Raw genomic sequence first — 16,049 nt, 5'->3', positions numbered from 1 at the left:
CCGCAGAAAAACAATTGCGCCGCGGTTAGATTGGTACAAAACGTCTGACAATTTCCGTGATTGGCAGGTGTGCTTTCAAACGATTGGCCAGCAGGAACATGCCGCCGAATTTTCGTTGAAGATACAGGACGTCCATTGGAACGGGTGGCGGAACAAAACCGTCCGCGGCCAAAGCGTTCGCTGCGTTATTCATTTTTTGCACGAGCACCGTGTTTCCAAAGTTGAATGCTTCTTGGTCGCGGAACGCGGTGAAAGCCATTTCAATCATGTCGAGCAGGGCTTGTTGATGATGAGCTTCTGTCTCCGGTACAATGAAGCCGATTTCCAGCGCAATTGCGCGAAGACCTTCACTGTCCCCGGCAATGCCAAACTGAAAGAGCCGCCGATATTGATCCACAATTTTGGACTGGAAGCGTCGAGTGGCGCCAAAATCCAACAAGACAATCCGGCCTGTAATTGGGTCAAACCTGTAGTTGGCGAAGTTTGGGTCGGTTTGCATCAAGCCAAATTCGAAAAGTTCCCGCAACAAGAGGGTCACTAGATTTTCCGTAATCTGATTTCGTTGCTTCTGGTCCAGTTTGAAGGCGTCCTCAATGGGGTGCGAGGTTACAAAGGACATCGCAAGCACGTGCTTGGTTGTGTAGTCCGCGTGAAGCTCGGGAACGACGAAAGCGTTGTCGTCCCGTAACAGCCGCCGAAAGCTTTGAAGAAACTGGCCTTCGCGCTCATAGTCCGCTTCTTCATGCAGCTGGCGACGAGCTTCTTCCATGTATGGTTTCAGCTCAAAACCCTTTGGGATTAGTCCTGACACCCTGATCAGCGCGGCGACGTTGGCGACGTCGCTGTCGATGCTGCGGGCGACACCGGGATATTGAACCTTGATTGCCATGTCTCGCCCGTCCCGCGTTTTGGCGCGGTGAACTTGGCCAATTGATGCGGCCGCCACTGGCCGTACATCAAAGCGTTCAAATTGCCTCAACCATTTGTCGCCCCAGCTCTTGTTCAGAACGGTTTTGAGTTGTTTTGGTGGCATGTAATCCGCATCTGCTCGGAGCCGCGCCATGATTTGATTGAGCTCTGGTGGTAGAATGTCACCGGTATCCATAGAGAGAAGCTGGCCAATTTTCATGGCCGCACCCCGCATCCGCGCGAGATCATCGGCAATCCGTCGTATGTTTGAGGGTGTCAGCAAGAGGTCTTTCGCATCCAGCTTTTTCCCACGCGCAGCCTCACGCAAACCGGCCACTGCCATGTTGCCCGCAACGCTCGTCGTCATGGTGCCCAAGAGGGCCAAACGAGTCAGTCGTCCCGAGGGCACGTTCGAAGCACGTGGGGTGGTTCTGAAAACACTCATATCGCTCTTCCCGATCAAATCGTGCCCAAAAATTTGCTCTTGCGCCGTTTGAGCGGGGGGTTTCACGAATGCCGGACCAGAAGTGACGCGTGCAATACCATGAAACGCAGGGCCTCCCCCGCCAGTTGGCTGATGACGGAAGTCATACGCTCTCACGTCGTGATAAGATCTCTCTGCAACAACTCGTTGGTGAGTTCTATTCGTTGATGAGTGACCAACAAATGCAGCAATGACATCCGAACCCGTTTCCATGACGTAAAACTATCAATGGAGGGCTGAGATGAAATATCTGATTGCTTTGATTGCGGTGATGTCCTTGGCACGAACGGCCGACGCGTTGGATTTATCCGCGACGTTTGAGTCTATCGACGGTGGAGAGATTGCGGTGTCCGATTGGGCAGGCCAGCCCGTGTTGGTGGTGAACACAGCCTCTCAATGCGCGTTCACCAAGCAATATCGTGGTCTGCAAGACTTGTATGATGCCTATCGCGATCAAGGCCTGGTGGTGCTTGCGGTTCCTTCTGACGACTTTAAGCAAGAGTTGAGATCGAACGCAGAAGTCAAAGAGTTTTGCGAATTGCAGTATGGCATCGATATGCCGATGACCGGGATCACTTCCGTAAAAGGCAAGACGGCGCATCCTCTTTTTGCGTCCTTGCGTGAGGAAGAGAATTATGTGCCACGCTGGAATTTCAGCAAGGTTCTGATTGGCCCAGAGGGTACGGTCGTTGCCACATACAGCTCAAAAACAGAACCGATGTCTAACAAGATCGTCGGCCAGATAGAAGCTTTGCTGGACTGAACGAACTTTCACACCCGGCAGCTGAAAACCGGCATTGGCCAGGTCCACGCAATTGCCTGCGCAACTGTCACGGAACGTCGTGTTCAAGCACGTTCAATCGGTTGATGCCATTTGAAGACAAGCGCTGAATGAGGTTGGTAGTCGGGACTGATTGAACGGCGATGTTTGATTGTATGGCCATCGCCGCTGCTGTTCCGACGGCTTGTCCCATTGCCATGCATTGGGGCATGCCGCGTACTGAGGCGAAAGCAACAGCATCTGCTGACAAAATGCGGCCCGCGAACATCAGGTTCGTGATCTCCTCGGGAACCAGAGACCGGAACGGAATTGTATAGTATTGCCCAGATCGGAGGGCGGCGAGATGAGTCATGTCACCCTCGGCGCGCATCACATCATCGATAGGATTGTCACAGGCGACGATCCCATCTGCGAACTTGGTCGCACGTGCCAAGTCCTTGCCCGTCAGGCGGTAAATGCCTTGCAATTTACGCGTCTCACGCACGCCGACTGTTGGTGAAAGCATTGCCATATGCGCACGCTCAAAACCTGGAACTTCAGTACGTAGAAACATAGCTAGCTGGCGGCACCTACGACGCCCCTCTTGGGTCGCGGCACCCACGGCTAATGAGTCGGTGCCGTCCACATCGCGGACATGGACTGAATTGCAAAAGACGGTGCCCTCATGAAATCCTCGCATGAGGTACAGCTTCCTTAGATCCTTGTGCAACCTGCCATCTGCGACACCAATCGCTGCGTATTTCTGAAAGTACGGGTCCGGATTGGCGAAAGCGCGGTCCCAGTCGACCCCAATCATGAAAAAGGAGATCGTCACGGCCATCATGTTGCCGGATGCATCACCAAGAACATATGGCACTCCAGCCTTTGCGGAGATGTCGCCGTCTCCGGAGCAATCGATAACGATCTTTGGCTGAATTACGAAAGGCCCATGTCGATCACAGCAGGAGACCGATGCAATTTTAGTGCCGTCCATGTCGGGTTCGAGCGCGATGGTTCCCAGCCTGACACGTACGCCTGCTTCCTCGAGCATCTCGAACATTGTGAGCGTCGCCATGTCATGGTCGTAAATGATTTCAGGCCCGAAATTGTCTAGCGTGCAGGCGCGTTTTTCGGCGGCTGGTGGGTCCATCGATATGAGGCGATCTGTGAGTTCTTCAATTATGCCGCCGATAATCTGATCCATCGGGTACGCACCGCCCCAAGGCATACCGGGGCAGAAGGCCATTACGCCGCCGATCTTGCTGGTCGCTTCCAACAATGTGACCTGAAGCCCTTCACGCGCCGCCGCGATGGCAGCCCCGAAACCAGCGGTACCGCCGCCGATAACAAGGACTTCAGTGTGTTCTGTCTTCATCGCTGTTTGGTTTCCCGAGTGTTGAGAAAGCAGTCCGTTCCGTCTCGACGCTGATCCTGCACGCACAATCCGTCAAGAAAAGAAAGTTTGGTGGTGCGCAACACAAACCATCGGTTTCGGCGCAGCCATGTTCCAGAAATGGCGTGTGTGGCCAGTATGTCGCCGCACTCGGCCCAGCTGCATAATGCGAACAGCAGGCTTTCGCTGCGTATACGCCAAACGTCAGTTTTCCTGATGGGTGCAAGAAAGCTTGGCGTCGCTTTGAACTTTGCGCTTTGTGAGCCAACGTAGTCTCATAAGCCGAGGTTCCGATCAAAGCTGCCGTCTATTCCGTCAAGTAGAGTGACCGGTACCAAAGATCGTCCATCACTCGGATTATCAGGTCGTGGTCTATCGGACCTTCAGCGTCGTCCCAACCCGACAGACGATGCACGTCGGACAGGAGTGTGTCAGACATGTTGATCACCGCGCGTGCTTTGAGCCGAATAAACTGATGATCGGTATCGTCTGGCGCGGTTAACTCGCGTTTGATCAGGTCGCGCACGATGCGCTCGGACCAAATTCGATTAACCGATGCCATTCGGGCGGCAACCTCCGGCTCTTCCCGCAACAATCGTTCTCTCGCTTCCAAAAGGCGCGGGTTTTTCGCGGCCAGCATCACGGAGTAGGTGTTGGCGCGATGGATAGAGGCTTTCAGGTCCAGCCCGCCACCGCGAGGTCGGTGTACGCGCATCAATGCCCAGTACTTTCGCAATACCGCTTTGATGATATCTGATCGGCTGTGGAAGTAGAGGTAGAACGTTCCGCGCACCATCCCTGCGGCGTTTGCCAAGTGATCCACAGTGAGTGAATCATATCCGACAACTTCGATTTCTCGCGCTGCAACGGCCAACAATGCCGCTCGGGTACGGACGCGCTTGCGGCGATTTTGCATGGCCCGCGCCCGATCTTCTAGAACTTCGGCGGCGCTAAACCCTTCCAAAGAAAATATTTTTTCGTGAACTTCAGTATCGAGTTTCGTCTGCATGAATTTTTATTGACACAGTGTCTAATTTTGGTCAACCTTTGAAAATAAGACACGATGTTCAAAAATGGATCACGCATGCAGGGTTCCCGCGTTCGCTTTGAAAATGTGACCAAGTCCTTCGGGGCGACGGTGGCGCTTTCGGACTTCAATCTCGATATCGCGCCGGGAGAATTCGTGACGCTTCTTGGTGCCTCCGGATCTGGTAAGTCTACCGCTCTCAACATCCTCGCGGGGTTTTCGGACGCCTCATCGGGAGAGGTCTTTATCGATGATCGACCCCTGACCGGAGTGGCGCCGGAGCATCGCAACGTGGGCATGGTTTTCCAAAGCTTCGCACTTTTCCCGCATAAGACGGTGGCCGACAACGTCGCCTTTCCGCTTAAAATGCGGAAGGTGCCCCAGCCCGAAATCGACAAGCGCGTGAAAGCCGCCCTCGAAATGGTGCGGTTGGGCGAATTTGCGGCACGCAAACCCGCAGCGCTCTCAGGTGGGCAGCGGCAGCGTGTCGCTTTAGCCCGTGCCGTCGTGTTCGAGCCGCCGGTTCTGCTGATGGACGAATGCCTTAGCGCGTTGGATTTGAAGCTGCGCGAAGAGCTTCAGGGAGAGATCCGCCGCATTCACCGCGAGATCGGAACAACGGTTCTTTTTGTGACCCATGACCAGACCGAGGCGCTGACCATGTCGGATCGGATCGCCATTCTCGAAGGCGGCAAGATCGAACAAATCGATGCGCCTGAGGCCTTATATGATCGTCCGCGCACGCGTTTTGTCGCTGACTTCATCGGCCAGTCCAACATGTTCAGTCTTGGAGATGTCAAAGATGGCCGCGCGTCTGTGCCGGATATGGGCATCGATATTCCGATGTCCGACGAGTCCGCTGTCGCAATCAGTCTCCGCCCAGAGCGAATCCGCGTGGTGTTGGGGGAAGAGCCCGCTGACAAGACAATCTTTGAAGGCGTCGTGCAGGAAGAAACTTTTTTCGGTCCAGTGGTCGCGCAGATGGTGCGCCTTACCTCGGGCCGGTTGCTCGAAGTGCGCAGCCAACGGTCAGGGCATGACCGGATGCCGCATGCGGGCGAAGCGATCAAGCTGGCCTTTGATCCGGCAGATGCCGCGCCTCTGGCTGATTGAGAAAATATAACAGGGAGAGAGACATGACACTGACAACCAAACTTACGGCGCTGACCTTTGGCGCAACCTTGGTGGCAGGTGCCGCCGTGGCAGAGGACAGTCTGACCTATGCCGGTTCCGGCGGCGGTCTGGCGCAAGTCATGAAGGGAGTTTTTGACGATCCCTTCACCGCAGAAACAGGCGTCACTGTGAATGCACTCGCGACTTCTGACCGCGCGTCTGCACTGAAAGCGATGCAAGTGGCGGGCAAGGTCACCTGGGACGTAGCCGAGTTGAACCCGATTGAATACGCTACCGCGTCTCTCTCGGGTTGGCTGGAGCCGCTGGATTGGGCCGCGATGGACCCCGATGGCGTGCTTCCGGCGGAGGCGAAACTCGAAGACGCCGGAATCGCTGCAACCTTTTCGACCATTATGGCGGTGCGCACCGACAAGCTGCCTGAAGGCAAGCAGATGACTTCCTGGGCGGATTTCTGGGATGTGGAAACGTTCCCCGGCGGCCGTGCACTTCAGAACCAGCCGATAGACAACCTTGAGTTCGCGCTGCTCGCAGATGGCGTGGCGCCCGCTGATATTTACACCGTGTTGGCGACCGAAGAAGGGCAGGACCGTGCCTTTGCCAAGCTGGATGAAATCAAGCCACATGTCACCGCATGGTGGACTGCTGGCGCGCAACCGGTACAGATGCTGTCCGACGGCGAAGTCGCTTACACATCGGCGTGGAACGGCCGCATCACCAAATTGGCTGAAGAAGGTGTACCGGTTGAAATCAACTGGAACGGCGGCGGTATCAAGGCGTCTTACGTTGCCATCGTGAAAGGCTCAGAGAAAGCGGAATTGGGCCAGCAATACATCAGCTACATGATGACTGATCCCGAGCGCGCGGCGCAGTTCGCTTCGATGGTGCCATATCCAGGCATGGTGAACGGTTTGTACGACCACCTGCCTGCCGAAAAAGGCGCGATGATGCCAACACATCCGGACAACGTCAGCGGCCAGTTCGTCACCGACGCGGTGTTCTGGGGTATGCATCTTGGAGAACTGAAGGAGCGCTGGGAAGACTGGATCTTCGAATAATCTTGTTACCCCCGGGGCCACCGAATCCTCCTCCGGTGGCCTTCCTTTCCTCTATCGGAGCCTCGTCATGCGCAAGCGGCTGACATTGATACCGGGCATCGTCCTGATTGCTGTGATGTTTCTGATCCCGGTCGGGATCGTGTTTCAGCAGGGGCTGTTTGATCCCGTTTTCACGATGGATCATTTCGAGAGGTTCGCGACTCGTGGCGCCTATATGCGGATATTCTGGAACACGCTTCAGGTTTCTGCGGTTGTCTCGTTGGCCTGTTTGCTGATTGGCTATCCGATTGCCTATTTCATCGTGCGCCAACCACCAAACCGCCGCCCATTCCTGATGTTTCTTGTGCTGGTCCCGATGTGGATGTCCATTTTGGCCCGCACATATGCGTGGATGGTGGTGCTAGGCAAAGAGGGCATCATCAATCAAATTCTCATGGCGCTTGGGTTTGTCGACGAACCGGTCAAGATGCTCTTCACCACAGGCGCAGTCTATGTGGGTATGGTTCAAATCATGCTGCCGATCCTGATTGTGACCTGTTTCTCCTCCATGACCGAAATCGACCAATCCCTGCTGCGCGCGGCGCGCATCATGGGCGCCAGCCCGCGCAAAGCGTTCCGCGAAGTCTTTCTTCCGCTTTCTGCCGAGGGTGCGATCACCGGCACGTTGATTGTCTTTATCCTGTCTATGGGCTTCTTCATTGTGCCCGCCTTGATTGGCGGCCGGAAAGATGTGCTGATGGCCAACGTCATCAGCAGCCAGGTTAGCCAGACCAACTGGGGTTTTGCTGCGGCGCTCGCGATCGTACTTTTGGTTGCGACACTCTTGATCCTGACGGTGGTGCGCGGCCTGTCGACGAGACTTGTGCACCACAACGAGGAGGCGCACTGATGCGTGACAGAAACCCGCTTCTGCTGACCTTCTATGTGCTGGTTGTGCTGTTCCTTTTCTTCCCGATCCTGATCGTTGTGCCGATCTCCTTTTCCAACGGGCGCTTTCTGAGCTTTCCACCACAGGAGTTCGGTCTCCGATGGTATCAGGCCTATTTCAGTGATCCTGTCTGGATGGCCGCCACCTTCCGCAGTTTGCGTGTGGCCCTTGGCGCCAGCCTTCTGGCGACTTTTGTCGGTACCCTGTCCGTCGTCGGGCTTGGCCGCCGCCGTACCAAAACCGCGGGCATCCTGACAGGCGTTTTCGTGGCACCCGCCATCGTGCCCAACATCATCGTCGCGCTGGGCGTCTTTATCTTCGCAATCCGCATGGGTGTGAGCGACAACGAGTTCACCCTGATCTGTGCCCATGCCGCCATTGGTCTGCCGTTTGTGGTGTTGATGGTCGGTTCTGCCTATCGGCAGATCGATCCGACACTTGAAAAAGCTGCCCGCATCATGGGCGCAGGCCCCGTACGCGCCTTTCTGACCGCAACTCTCCCACCTCTCACACCGGCAATCCTTTCGGCTGGCATCTTTGCCTTCTTTGTCAGCTTTGACGAGTTGATCATCTCGCTCTTCCTGATGTCGAGCGCCGAGACGCTTCCAATGCGGATCTGGAACGACCTGCGGTTTGAAATCAATCCGACCATCGCTGCAGTGAGCGTGTTCTTTGTGCTGGTGACAACCGTCGCCATGACTGGAGCAGAACTCCTTCGCCGCCGCACCGAAACCAAACACCACGACTAAGACCGGAGAATAGAAAAGATGCTGAAATACGAAAAATCCGGCCATGTCGCCACGATCACAATCGATAATCCACCGGTAAATGTCTTCACGCCTTCGATGCACAAGCAGATGTTTGAGATCCTGCAGGAATTCACTGCTGACCGCGACGTGCGCTGTGGTGTTTTTACCGGTGCCGGCGAGCGGTCGTTTTCTGCAGGAGATGATATCAAATCCAAACGCCCGGACCGCAGCCGCGAAGAGGTTGTAGAGCGTCACCTGACCCCTTCGCGGGCCTTTGACACCGAAGAGTATCCTGGGTGGGAACACGAAGTTATGAATATGGCGCGTTTCAAACCCATTGTGGGGGCGGCGAACGGGTATTGTTTCGGGCAAGGCTTCATCTATTTCAATCTGCTTAGCGACATCCGCTATGCAGCCAGCAATGCCGTCTTCGGAATGCCGGAAATTGCTTTTGGCATGGGCGGCGCGGGCGCGGCTTTGTCGCTTGGGCGCATGATCCCGCACACGGCGGCAATGGAGTTGCTGCTGCTTGGAGAAAAAGTAGATGCCGAGGAGGCAGCGCGCATGTTCCTTGTGAACAAGGTTGTTGCTCCGGAGAAGCTGATGGAAACCGCGCAGGCTGCGGCCGAACGCATTGCATCTCACCCGCCTTTGGGTGTTCGCGTTGAGATGGAAAGCTACCAGCGCAGCTTTGACATGAGCCGATCCGATGCCATGGCTACCGCGGGTCATATGTACCGCCTTGCCCGCTCTGTTCAGCCTACACAGCCTCCGCTGGCCGAAAAGGGTGCCGCAGAATGACCAAACACCCAGGACAGATCGAAGTTGACGGTTTGGCAGCGAACCTCGCCGCGTCCGGTTTCCCGGAAAGTCTGCCGGCCTTTTGTGCGGAACAGGCAAAAAAGTACGGCGAAGCCATTGCTGTGGACTATTTTCAGGACGGGGTACAACTCAGCTACCGCGCCTTGCACGAACGCTCCAACCGGGTGGCAGCAAATCTGTTGGCCCTTGGTTATCGCAAAGGCGCACATATCGCAGTGATGCTCCCCAATGGACCAGCCTCTGTGCTCTTGTGGTTTGCGATCATGAAGATCGGTGCGGTCATTGTGCCGGTGAACATTGCTTACGGCGGCAAAGAGCTGGACTATATCCTGAACCAATCTGACGCACAGGCGCTGATCCTCGGGGATCAATTCCGTGACGCTTTTGACGCCATGTCCAAACGTCCCGCGCTGCTGGATACGCCAATTGTGGTTCGGAACGGAGATCTCGGTGCCCTCGAAGAAGGCGGGCCTCTAGCGGATTTTGACCCCGGCTACCCTGTCGTGGCCACTGACCTCGCCAACCTGCAATACACCAGCGGCACCACCGGTTTCCCGAAAGGCTGCATGCTGACACAGGACTATTGGATTGTGCTCAGCCACTCGATTGCGCAGGTGCACAACCACTATGGCAACCGCAATCTCTTCTTCTGGGCGCCATTCTTTTACATGGACGGACAATGGTCTTTCCTGTCTGCGATGGCGATTGGTGGCAAGGCAATTGTAGCCTCGAAAATGAGCCTTACAAAGTTCCTGGGCTGGATGCATGAACATGACGCGCATTATTGTGTGCTGCCGGAACCGATCTTGAAGACCGTGCCGCCAGCACCAGAGGATGCCAACATCCCACTCAAGTTTGTGCATGCCTTCGGTTGGCGCCCTTCGGCCCGGGCCGAGGCCGAGGCACGCTTCAATCTCGCGGCACGCGACAGCTTCGGTATGACCGAAGTCGGCCCGGCGATCATTTGTCCGCAGAACAGTCAGGAAAAATTGGAAAATAACACCTGTGGCATCGCCGCGCCCTATCGCGAGACCCGTGTGGTCGGAGATGACGGACAGGAATGTGCGCCCGGCGATCCCGGAGAGCTGCAGATTCGCGGTCGTGCTATCATGTTGGGCTACTACAAACGCCCCGATGCGAACGCCGACAGCTTTGATGGAGATTGGTTCCGCTCTGGCGATCTCTTTGTCAAAGACGAGGACGGCTATCATCGCATCGTTGGCCGCCTGAAAGAAATGATCAAACGCGCTGGCGAAAACATCTCTGCAACCGAGGTTGAAACCGCCATGCGCGAAGCCCCGCAAATTGCCGAAGCCGCCGCCTTTGCCGTGCCCGACGACATGCGACGTGAAGAAGTGATGGTTTTGGTGAAGCTGGCGGAGGGGTTTTCAGAGGCCGATATGCCCGCTACCGCTGTCAAGAACCACGCCGAGTGTCTCGCTGCGTTTAAGCGTCCGCGCTATATAGGTTTTGTGCAGGAATTCCCACGCACCGCCACCAACAAGATCGCCAAATCTCAGATAACCGTGAGCGATGTTTCTGGGCCAATCTTTGATTGCCAGTCAATGGCGCAAATCAGTGAGAAAACAGCGTTTGACCTTCTCAAGCGGTGAAGACTTGAAAGCAGGTATAGACAAAGACTGCCAGCGAATTGCGAACTCATCCGCTCGATCTGAAGTTTGTAGAAGTCCCAGTCCCTAAGTTCTTTGCTATCGACCGAGCGCGCAGATAGGGAAAATCTGTGCGATGGGCACATTTGAGCCTTCAAGGCGCCTCTCGGTTACTTCTGCTCTTGAGAACACTCGAGAGTAGATCAACGGTTTGGAACGCCAAAGCGACATAAAGCGCGGCTGCGAGCAATTGCCCAACGCGGGTAGCGAACTTCTGGCCTGCATCGACATCAGTTGCCAACATGATGCTGCCCGAGAGGATTAGGAAGCCAGTGAGGGCACTGGACCACATCGCGGACTTCGCTGTTCCTTGTGCAATACGGGACGCAAAAATCCAGACCACGAAAAAACTAGTGGCCAAAAATAGCGGTAGTACGGGAGCGATGACCGTCGCTTCGTAAAACAGCAACATTACGACACCGCCATAAGCCAAGTTGGCAATCACCAGCCCCATACCCATGGACCATCCTCCTTTGGCGCCCATGGACAGAGCAATCATCGCCGCGACGCTGAGCAACAGAATGTCAGTCAACCCAAACAGCAAAAACACTGCCATAATTGGACCAATGGCCACGACAAGTTTCGAGGCCATCGATGCAGCCATTTCACGACTGGGCAGCGGTTTCGCTTCAGTCGGTGTGTTTGGAAGGGGCGGCACCAAAAGGAAGGCAACTTGTGTGATCAAGAGTGCGACCAATGTATTGAACATCAACCCGATTGTTACACTCCGCGCGACATCAGGCAGGTTGGGCACCAATACTGGTATGACCAGAGCCCCGATGATGCCGCCGACAACGGCCAACATCGGCGCGCCGGACGTCAGCATGAACATATACAGGCTCCACAACAGGAAAGTCGCAGCGGCCAGAAACAGCACTGGGAAGGGCGTGAGAATAACGGCCATACCATAGCCGATAGCCATCAACAGCCAGGCCAACCCGACAGCGCCGATCCCTGCGCGGTAGGTCATCGGGTGCTTTTCCTGCAGCAACAGTGCCACAAAGACCGGCATCACGTAGCTGAGCGGCCAGGGCCAAATCTGCGAAATCAGAAAAGCTCCGCCCACACCAAGTGTCAGACGCAAAGCCATTCGATGAAAGCCAACCTGTGTGTCTTGGTCATCCGTCATCAGGATTGTGCCCTGTCAATACAGATATAGTGACCAACTCACCAATCGGATCCACATGGCCCCCAGCGCGTTCCACAAGCCGCTCTCCTGAGTAAACACCATGACGTTTGCCCGCGCGTTGAGGCGCAAAGCGGCCCCTTGTCGGATGTCTTCAGCCAGTTCGTAGTTGGTGGTTTCAATGATCACGGGAAACACTTGGGCAGGCCGCAGCCACCCGGTGACCTCTTCTGGCATGGGCAAAGCACCGAGATTGGGTTGCTCGCCGGTCGAAACACCGACGGCTACACTGCGGATCTGGCCCTCAAACAACTGACCGGGGAAAGCGTCAAAAGCAATCGATACACGGTCGCCCTGCTTGACGTGCGAGAGATTGTTTTCCGAGAGATTGGCCTCGATCCAAACCTCATCGCCAGAGATCAGTGTCATGACCGGCTGTCCGCCATTGACGTAATACCCTGCATCAATTTGCAAGTTTCCAACCACGGATTGCATCGGAGCACGAATTTGCGTGCGCTCGAGGTTGAGCTGTGCCTCTGCCAATGCGGCCACTGCTTGACGGACTTGTGGATTGTCTGCGCCCTGCGGCCCAAGCTGCTCCCGACTGCGGTTCAGTTCAGCTTCAGCGGCTGACACCCCTGCCTCTGCCGTTTCGATCTCCGCGCGGGCTTGGTCGCCTCGGGCCTTTGCGTAAATGCCTTTCTGCTCCAGCTCAAAGATACGGGCCGCCTGCGTGCGCACTTCTTCGAGTTGCGCACGCGCCTTGGTCAGCCCCGCCGTCGCTGCGGCAACGCTTGCCGTGCTTGCGCCGACATTCAGACCAGCGGCCTCCAATGCCGCTTCGGCGACTTCCACCGCTGTCTCGAACCGCGTGGTTTCGAGTTGCAACAAGGTCTGCCCGGCTTCGACCAAAGCGTTTTGAGAAACCGGCACATCGACGACAAAACCTGACACATCAGAGACCACCGGAACGGTGAACATCTTGACCCGTCCAGAGGCCGTGTATGGGGTTGCTCGGTCAGCAACCAGATACCAAACAAACACAAGCGCAAGCACAGCCAAAATGATGGCTGTGGTGCGATTTGTGGATTTGTCAGCCTGCTCCTGCGTCATTTGCGACCTCTGCGTCAGCGGGTTGGTTTTCGGAATCGACCCATTTCATAAACACTTGATATCCGGCCGACAGGAACGCCGCGCCGATGAACATTCCCAGAATGCCACCGGCCATCATGCCGCCAATGGCGCCGATCAGCACAACGGGCATTGGCACATCCAGCCCGCGTCCCAACACCATCGGTTTGAGGAAGTTGTCCGTCATGCTTGCCGCTAGGAGAAGGATCGTGAAGGTCACATTCCAAGGCACCGAATTATCCCCTGCCCATAGTAGCCCGGCAGCCACGAGAGCGACGAGTGTGACCGGCACCTGCATTATGGCCAGCAAAAGAGCGATGATGGTCAACAGAGGCGCGGCTGGCACACCTGCAATGAAGGCAACGATGCCAAACACTATGGCCGTGATAAAGGCGATGCCGATGATCCCAATTGCGACCTGGCGAATTGTTTTCGTTGCGAGTTCATGCAGCTCTGGCGCGAGCTGGGCATCAGACAACCCAATCAGAATGCGACGGATCGATTTTGTCCCGGCCTCTGCCCACGCCAACATGATACCCGCAATGATAAGAGCACCTATGAGTTGGAAGACACTGCCCGCGGTGCTGGACGCCATGGAAAGCACCCACGAAGCGAATTTGCTCAGCTGTGGCTGTTTTGTTTCCAAGAAATCGGGAAGATCGGTGGCAGCAGCGACCCACGCCGCGTGCAGATCTTCACCAATCAGAGGCCACTCGGCAACGGCGGGGTTTGCTGCAGGTACTGTAAGGGTTCCCGCCTCGTATGCCGAATAGGCCTCAAGAGTTCTAACCGCGAACGCGTTGCCAATAGACCAGGTAGGAACACCGATGAGGACAATGCCGATCAAAACGATCACAGTGGCCGCTCGACCGGGCGACCATCCGAACCTTTTCTGGAGGGCTGTCTGGGCCGGATAGAGCGCGACTGCAAGCACAATACCCCAAAGCATAATTGGCAAAAACGGAGCAAAAACCCAAGTGCACACCAAAAGCACAAAGGCGATTAAAGCGAAACGAATGAGGGAAGCTGTGAAGGCGTCGGTTAGGGCCTTGCTGAGGTCTTCTGTCGATCTTTCCATGAGAGCGCCTCTCTAAATAGGAGATTTTGTCGGCGACGTTACAGCTTCGCTGTCACATCAATTCAAATTGCTGCAGATCCAAACTCCCCAAAAAAACGTTTTTTTTCAAGAATTTTGTCTGTTTCCAATGGAACAGATGAGCGAAGGCGTTCATCGGAACATATTGAAGGCATGCTCCTAAAGACGAAGATCACGTCCCTTTCGCTTGTAACACTTTACTCCAAATTCGGCCGTTGACGCGCCGTGCAGCGAACTTTCGGTTTCCGCCCTTAACTGACGTATGGCTTTTAAGAGGACAGAAAATCGTCTCACTTATCGGTTCATCGCATCCGACTCTGCCAATAACCAATCACGCATTTTGCGGACTACGGCCCGCTGCATGGAAGTGTCCTTAATCGCGAGAAAAAAGCGCGCGCAAAAGACTTTACGACTCGAAAGCGGTACCAGCATGCCGTTGGCCAATTCGCGTTCGCAGAGCACAGGATCTGCAATCAGGGCGCCTTCGCCATCTACCGCTGCTTCTATGGTGAGTCCGAAGTCATCGTAGAGAGTGCCGCCAAGATGGCTGGCAGAGACGACACCAGCCGCATTCAGCCAATCACGCCAATTGGTTCGATCTTCCCCGTGCAACAAATGGTAAGACGCAATGTCTTCAGCGGACGCGAGAGGTCCATGTTTCTGGACCAATGACGGGCTGCAGGCTGGGAATCCATGCAACTCCAACAAGGGAAAGACTGTTACATTTGCCCAATCCGGCGCTTCACCGTAGTGAATAAGGGCATCTGCCTCCTCTGGAAACTTTGCAGGGATGAGATGATCCGTGCGCATTTCCATATGAACACCTCCCAAATGAACACTAAGGGGCTGTAACCTGCGACGGAGCCACTTGGCGCCAAAAGCCGGCTCGACGCGCAAGACAAGCTTGTCCGGAACATTTGTTTGCGAGAGCACGTTTATTGTCTCTGACAATTCATTGAGTTGGCGCTTCAAGAGCGCCCCGAGATCGCTTCCGGCTTGAGTTAGGTGAAGTCGACTCTTCTCTCGACGAAAAAGGTCTGTGCCCATCCACTCCTCGAGGCGGCGGACTTGTTGACTGACGGCGCTCTGTGAAATTCCGAGCTCATCCGCAGCGTTGCTCATGTTCATGTGGCGGGCGGCAGCTTCGAAGACGCGAAGTGCGTTCAGGGATGGTAAGTGATGGCGCATAAGCACACCTCATTACTTCAGCTAATACCCTCCTTGGGTTTTGTAATTTCCAATCGCGAACACCGTCAACTACCTAATTTTCAAGAGCAGAAAACCGCTGCTCACCCCCACACTGGTCACCCCGCCAAAACGCGTATGGAGCACATGATGAAACACTTTCTCGACACTTGGGATTGGTCTGTTGACGAGCTGAAAGACATGGTTGAATTGGGCTTCCTGTTCAAGAAACTGGACAAGAAAGGCACCCTACCCGAACTTCTCAAAGGTCACTCTGTAGGCATGATCTTTGCCGAACAATCTACCCGCACCCGCGTTTCCTTCGAGGCGGCGTTGACCAAACTTGGCGGCCACGCCCAATACCTGCGACCCGGCGAAATCCACCTCGGCACCGGCTATGAAGGAAACTACGACACTGCCAAAGTCCTCTCGCGCTTCTTGTCAGGCATCACGATCCGCGATTTGGACCACCAAAAGGTCCTGGACTAGGCTCAGGACTCATAACCAGTAAATGACAAGGGCTGCCAACGCGATTGCCGACAGGAAGACCTTTGGGCACCTGTCGTATCGAGTAGCCACC

The 16,049-nt window shown here is 55.4% G+C and carries 15 protein-coding genes and 1 pseudogene; 8 read left to right on the top strand and 8 right to left on the bottom strand.

Annotated features, from left to right (window positions below; genetic code table 11):
- Nucleotides 1–25 precede the first annotated feature (25 nt).
- Nucleotides 26–1,276 (bottom strand): ABC1 kinase family protein, encoded by a 1,251-nt coding sequence (locus tag BXY66_RS16935; RefSeq protein WP_243694421.1) that lies wholly within the window; start codon nucleotides 1,274–1,276, stop codon nucleotides 26–28.
- A gap of 358 nt (nucleotides 1,277–1,634) precedes the next feature.
- On the opposite strand from BXY66_RS16935, the gene BXY66_RS16930 reads away from it, so the two are divergent.
- Nucleotides 1,635–2,156: a glutathione peroxidase gene (locus tag BXY66_RS16930; RefSeq protein WP_132861589.1), complete on the top strand. Its 522-nt coding sequence runs from the start codon at nucleotides 1,635–1,637 to the stop codon at nucleotides 2,154–2,156.
- A gap of 67 nt (nucleotides 2,157–2,223) precedes the next feature.
- On the opposite strand, the gene BXY66_RS16925 is transcribed toward BXY66_RS16930, so the two are convergent.
- Nucleotides 2,224–3,528, bottom strand: coding sequence for an FAD-dependent oxidoreductase (locus tag BXY66_RS16925; protein WP_132861588.1), 1,305 nt, complete (start codon nucleotides 3,526–3,528; stop codon nucleotides 2,224–2,226).
- Between the two features lie 325 nt (nucleotides 3,529–3,853).
- Nucleotides 3,854–4,555, bottom strand: coding sequence for a TetR/AcrR family transcriptional regulator (locus BXY66_RS16920; RefSeq protein WP_132861587.1), 702 nt, complete (start codon nucleotides 4,553–4,555; stop codon nucleotides 3,854–3,856).
- 75 nt (nucleotides 4,556–4,630) lie between these two features.
- Between BXY66_RS16920 and BXY66_RS16915 the strand changes: the two genes are divergently transcribed.
- The 6 genes from BXY66_RS16915 (at nucleotide 4,631) to BXY66_RS16890 (ending at nucleotide 10,874) form a co-directional block, all read left to right on the top strand.
- Nucleotides 4,631–5,686, top strand: a complete 1,056-nt coding sequence (locus BXY66_RS16915) for an ABC transporter ATP-binding protein (protein ID WP_132861586.1) — start codon at nucleotides 4,631–4,633, stop codon at nucleotides 5,684–5,686.
- A 23-nt stretch (nucleotides 5,687–5,709) separates the two neighbouring features.
- Nucleotides 5,710–6,762: an ABC transporter substrate-binding protein gene (locus BXY66_RS16910; RefSeq protein WP_132861585.1), complete on the top strand. Its 1,053-nt coding sequence runs from the start codon at nucleotides 5,710–5,712 to the stop codon at nucleotides 6,760–6,762.
- 67 nt (nucleotides 6,763–6,829) lie between these two features.
- Nucleotides 6,830–7,651, top strand: coding sequence for an ABC transporter permease (locus BXY66_RS16905; RefSeq protein ID WP_132861584.1), 822 nt, complete (start codon nucleotides 6,830–6,832; stop codon nucleotides 7,649–7,651).
- On the top strand, nucleotides 7,651–8,439 hold the full coding sequence (locus BXY66_RS16900) for an ABC transporter permease (protein WP_132861583.1): 789 nt from the start codon (nucleotides 7,651–7,653) through the stop codon (nucleotides 8,437–8,439). The genes BXY66_RS16905 and BXY66_RS16900 overlap by 1 nt, the downstream gene beginning before the upstream one ends.
- An 18-nt stretch (nucleotides 8,440–8,457) precedes the next feature.
- Entirely contained in the window at nucleotides 8,458–9,240 is a 783-nt protein-coding gene (locus BXY66_RS16895) for an enoyl-CoA hydratase/isomerase family protein (RefSeq protein WP_132861582.1), read from the top strand.
- A complete protein-coding gene (locus BXY66_RS16890; protein ID WP_132861581.1) occupies nucleotides 9,237–10,874 on the top strand; it encodes a class I adenylate-forming enzyme family protein in 1,638 nt (545 codons plus the stop codon). The genes BXY66_RS16895 and BXY66_RS16890 overlap by 4 nt, the downstream gene beginning before the upstream one ends.
- Nucleotides 10,875–11,025: 151 nt before the next feature.
- Here the strand turns inward: BXY66_RS16890 and BXY66_RS16885 are convergent, their stop codons facing one another.
- The 4 genes from BXY66_RS16885 to BXY66_RS16870 all read right to left on the bottom strand — a co-directional run bounded on the left by BXY66_RS16885 (nucleotide 11,026) and on the right by BXY66_RS16870 (nucleotide 15,472).
- On the bottom strand, nucleotides 11,026–12,060 hold the full coding sequence (locus BXY66_RS16885) for a hypothetical protein (protein ID WP_132861580.1): 1,035 nt from the start codon (nucleotides 12,058–12,060) through the stop codon (nucleotides 11,026–11,028).
- Between the two features lie 15 nt (nucleotides 12,061–12,075).
- Nucleotides 12,076–13,170, bottom strand: a complete 1,095-nt coding sequence (locus BXY66_RS16880) for an HlyD family secretion protein (RefSeq protein WP_132861579.1) — start codon at nucleotides 13,168–13,170, stop codon at nucleotides 12,076–12,078.
- On the bottom strand, nucleotides 13,151–14,266 hold the full coding sequence (locus tag BXY66_RS16875; RefSeq protein WP_132861578.1) for an AI-2E family transporter: 1,116 nt from the start codon (nucleotides 14,264–14,266) through the stop codon (nucleotides 13,151–13,153). Before BXY66_RS16875 ends, BXY66_RS16880 begins: the two co-directional genes overlap by 20 nt.
- 312 nt (nucleotides 14,267–14,578) lie before the next feature.
- Nucleotides 14,579–15,472 (bottom strand): LysR family transcriptional regulator, encoded by an 894-nt coding sequence (locus BXY66_RS16870; RefSeq protein WP_132861577.1) that lies wholly within the window; start codon nucleotides 15,470–15,472, stop codon nucleotides 14,579–14,581.
- Nucleotides 15,473–15,619: 147 nt separating this feature from the next.
- Between BXY66_RS16870 and BXY66_RS16865 the strand changes: the two genes are divergently transcribed.
- A complete protein-coding gene (locus BXY66_RS16865) occupies nucleotides 15,620–15,958 on the top strand; it encodes a Rossmann-fold NAD(P)-binding domain-containing protein (RefSeq protein ID WP_207911346.1) in 339 nt (112 codons plus the stop codon).
- Between the two features lie 9 nt (nucleotides 15,959–15,967).
- Here BXY66_RS16865 and BXY66_RS16860 read toward each other — a convergent pair.
- A pseudogene (locus BXY66_RS16860) lies at nucleotides 15,968–16,049 on the bottom strand (IS5/IS1182 family transposase); the annotation flags it as partial.

This window comes from Shimia isoporae (genome assembly GCF_004346865.1).
Lineage (GTDB): Bacteria > Pseudomonadota > Alphaproteobacteria > Rhodobacterales > Rhodobacteraceae > Shimia > Shimia isoporae.
Note: the sequence above shows the minus strand (reverse complement) of the source record. Positions and strands in the feature narration are given on the sequence as shown.

Excerpts from the sequence above, each read along its gene's own strand:
- BXY66_RS16925 (WP_132861588.1), bottom strand. The coding sequence starts at position 3,528 with ATGAAGACAGAACACACTGAAGTCCTTGTTATCGGCGGCGGTACCGCT.
- BXY66_RS16880 (WP_132861579.1), bottom strand. The coding sequence starts at position 13,170 with ATGACGCAGGAGCAGGCTGACAAATCCACAAATCGCACCACAGCCATC.
- BXY66_RS16920 (WP_132861587.1), bottom strand. The coding sequence starts at position 4,555 with ATGCAGACGAAACTCGATACTGAAGTTCACGAAAAAATATTTTCTTTG.
- BXY66_RS16895 (WP_132861582.1), top strand. The coding sequence starts at position 8,458 with ATGCTGAAATACGAAAAATCCGGCCATGTCGCCACGATCACAATCGAT.
- BXY66_RS16870 (WP_132861577.1), bottom strand. The coding sequence starts at position 15,472 with ATGCGCCATCACTTACCATCCCTGAACGCACTTCGCGTCTTCGAAGCT.
- BXY66_RS16935 (WP_243694421.1), bottom strand. The coding sequence starts at position 1,276 with ATGACGACGAGCGTTGCGGGCAACATGGCAGTGGCCGGTTTGCGTGAG.
- BXY66_RS16885 (WP_132861580.1), bottom strand. The coding sequence starts at position 12,060 with ATGACGGATGACCAAGACACACAGGTTGGCTTTCATCGAATGGCTTTG.
- BXY66_RS16930 (WP_132861589.1), top strand. The coding sequence starts at position 1,635 with ATGAAATATCTGATTGCTTTGATTGCGGTGATGTCCTTGGCACGAACG.
- BXY66_RS16865 (WP_207911346.1), top strand. The coding sequence starts at position 15,620 with ATGAAACACTTTCTCGACACTTGGGATTGGTCTGTTGACGAGCTGAAA.
- BXY66_RS16910 (WP_132861585.1), top strand. The coding sequence starts at position 5,710 with ATGACACTGACAACCAAACTTACGGCGCTGACCTTTGGCGCAACCTTG.
- BXY66_RS16900 (WP_132861583.1), top strand. The coding sequence starts at position 7,651 with ATGCGTGACAGAAACCCGCTTCTGCTGACCTTCTATGTGCTGGTTGTG.
- BXY66_RS16890 (WP_132861581.1), top strand. The coding sequence starts at position 9,237 with ATGACCAAACACCCAGGACAGATCGAAGTTGACGGTTTGGCAGCGAAC.
- BXY66_RS16915 (WP_132861586.1), top strand. The coding sequence starts at position 4,631 with ATGCAGGGTTCCCGCGTTCGCTTTGAAAATGTGACCAAGTCCTTCGGG.
- BXY66_RS16905 (WP_132861584.1), top strand. The coding sequence starts at position 6,830 with ATGCGCAAGCGGCTGACATTGATACCGGGCATCGTCCTGATTGCTGTG.
- BXY66_RS16875 (WP_132861578.1), bottom strand. The coding sequence starts at position 14,266 with ATGGAAAGATCGACAGAAGACCTCAGCAAGGCCCTAACCGACGCCTTC.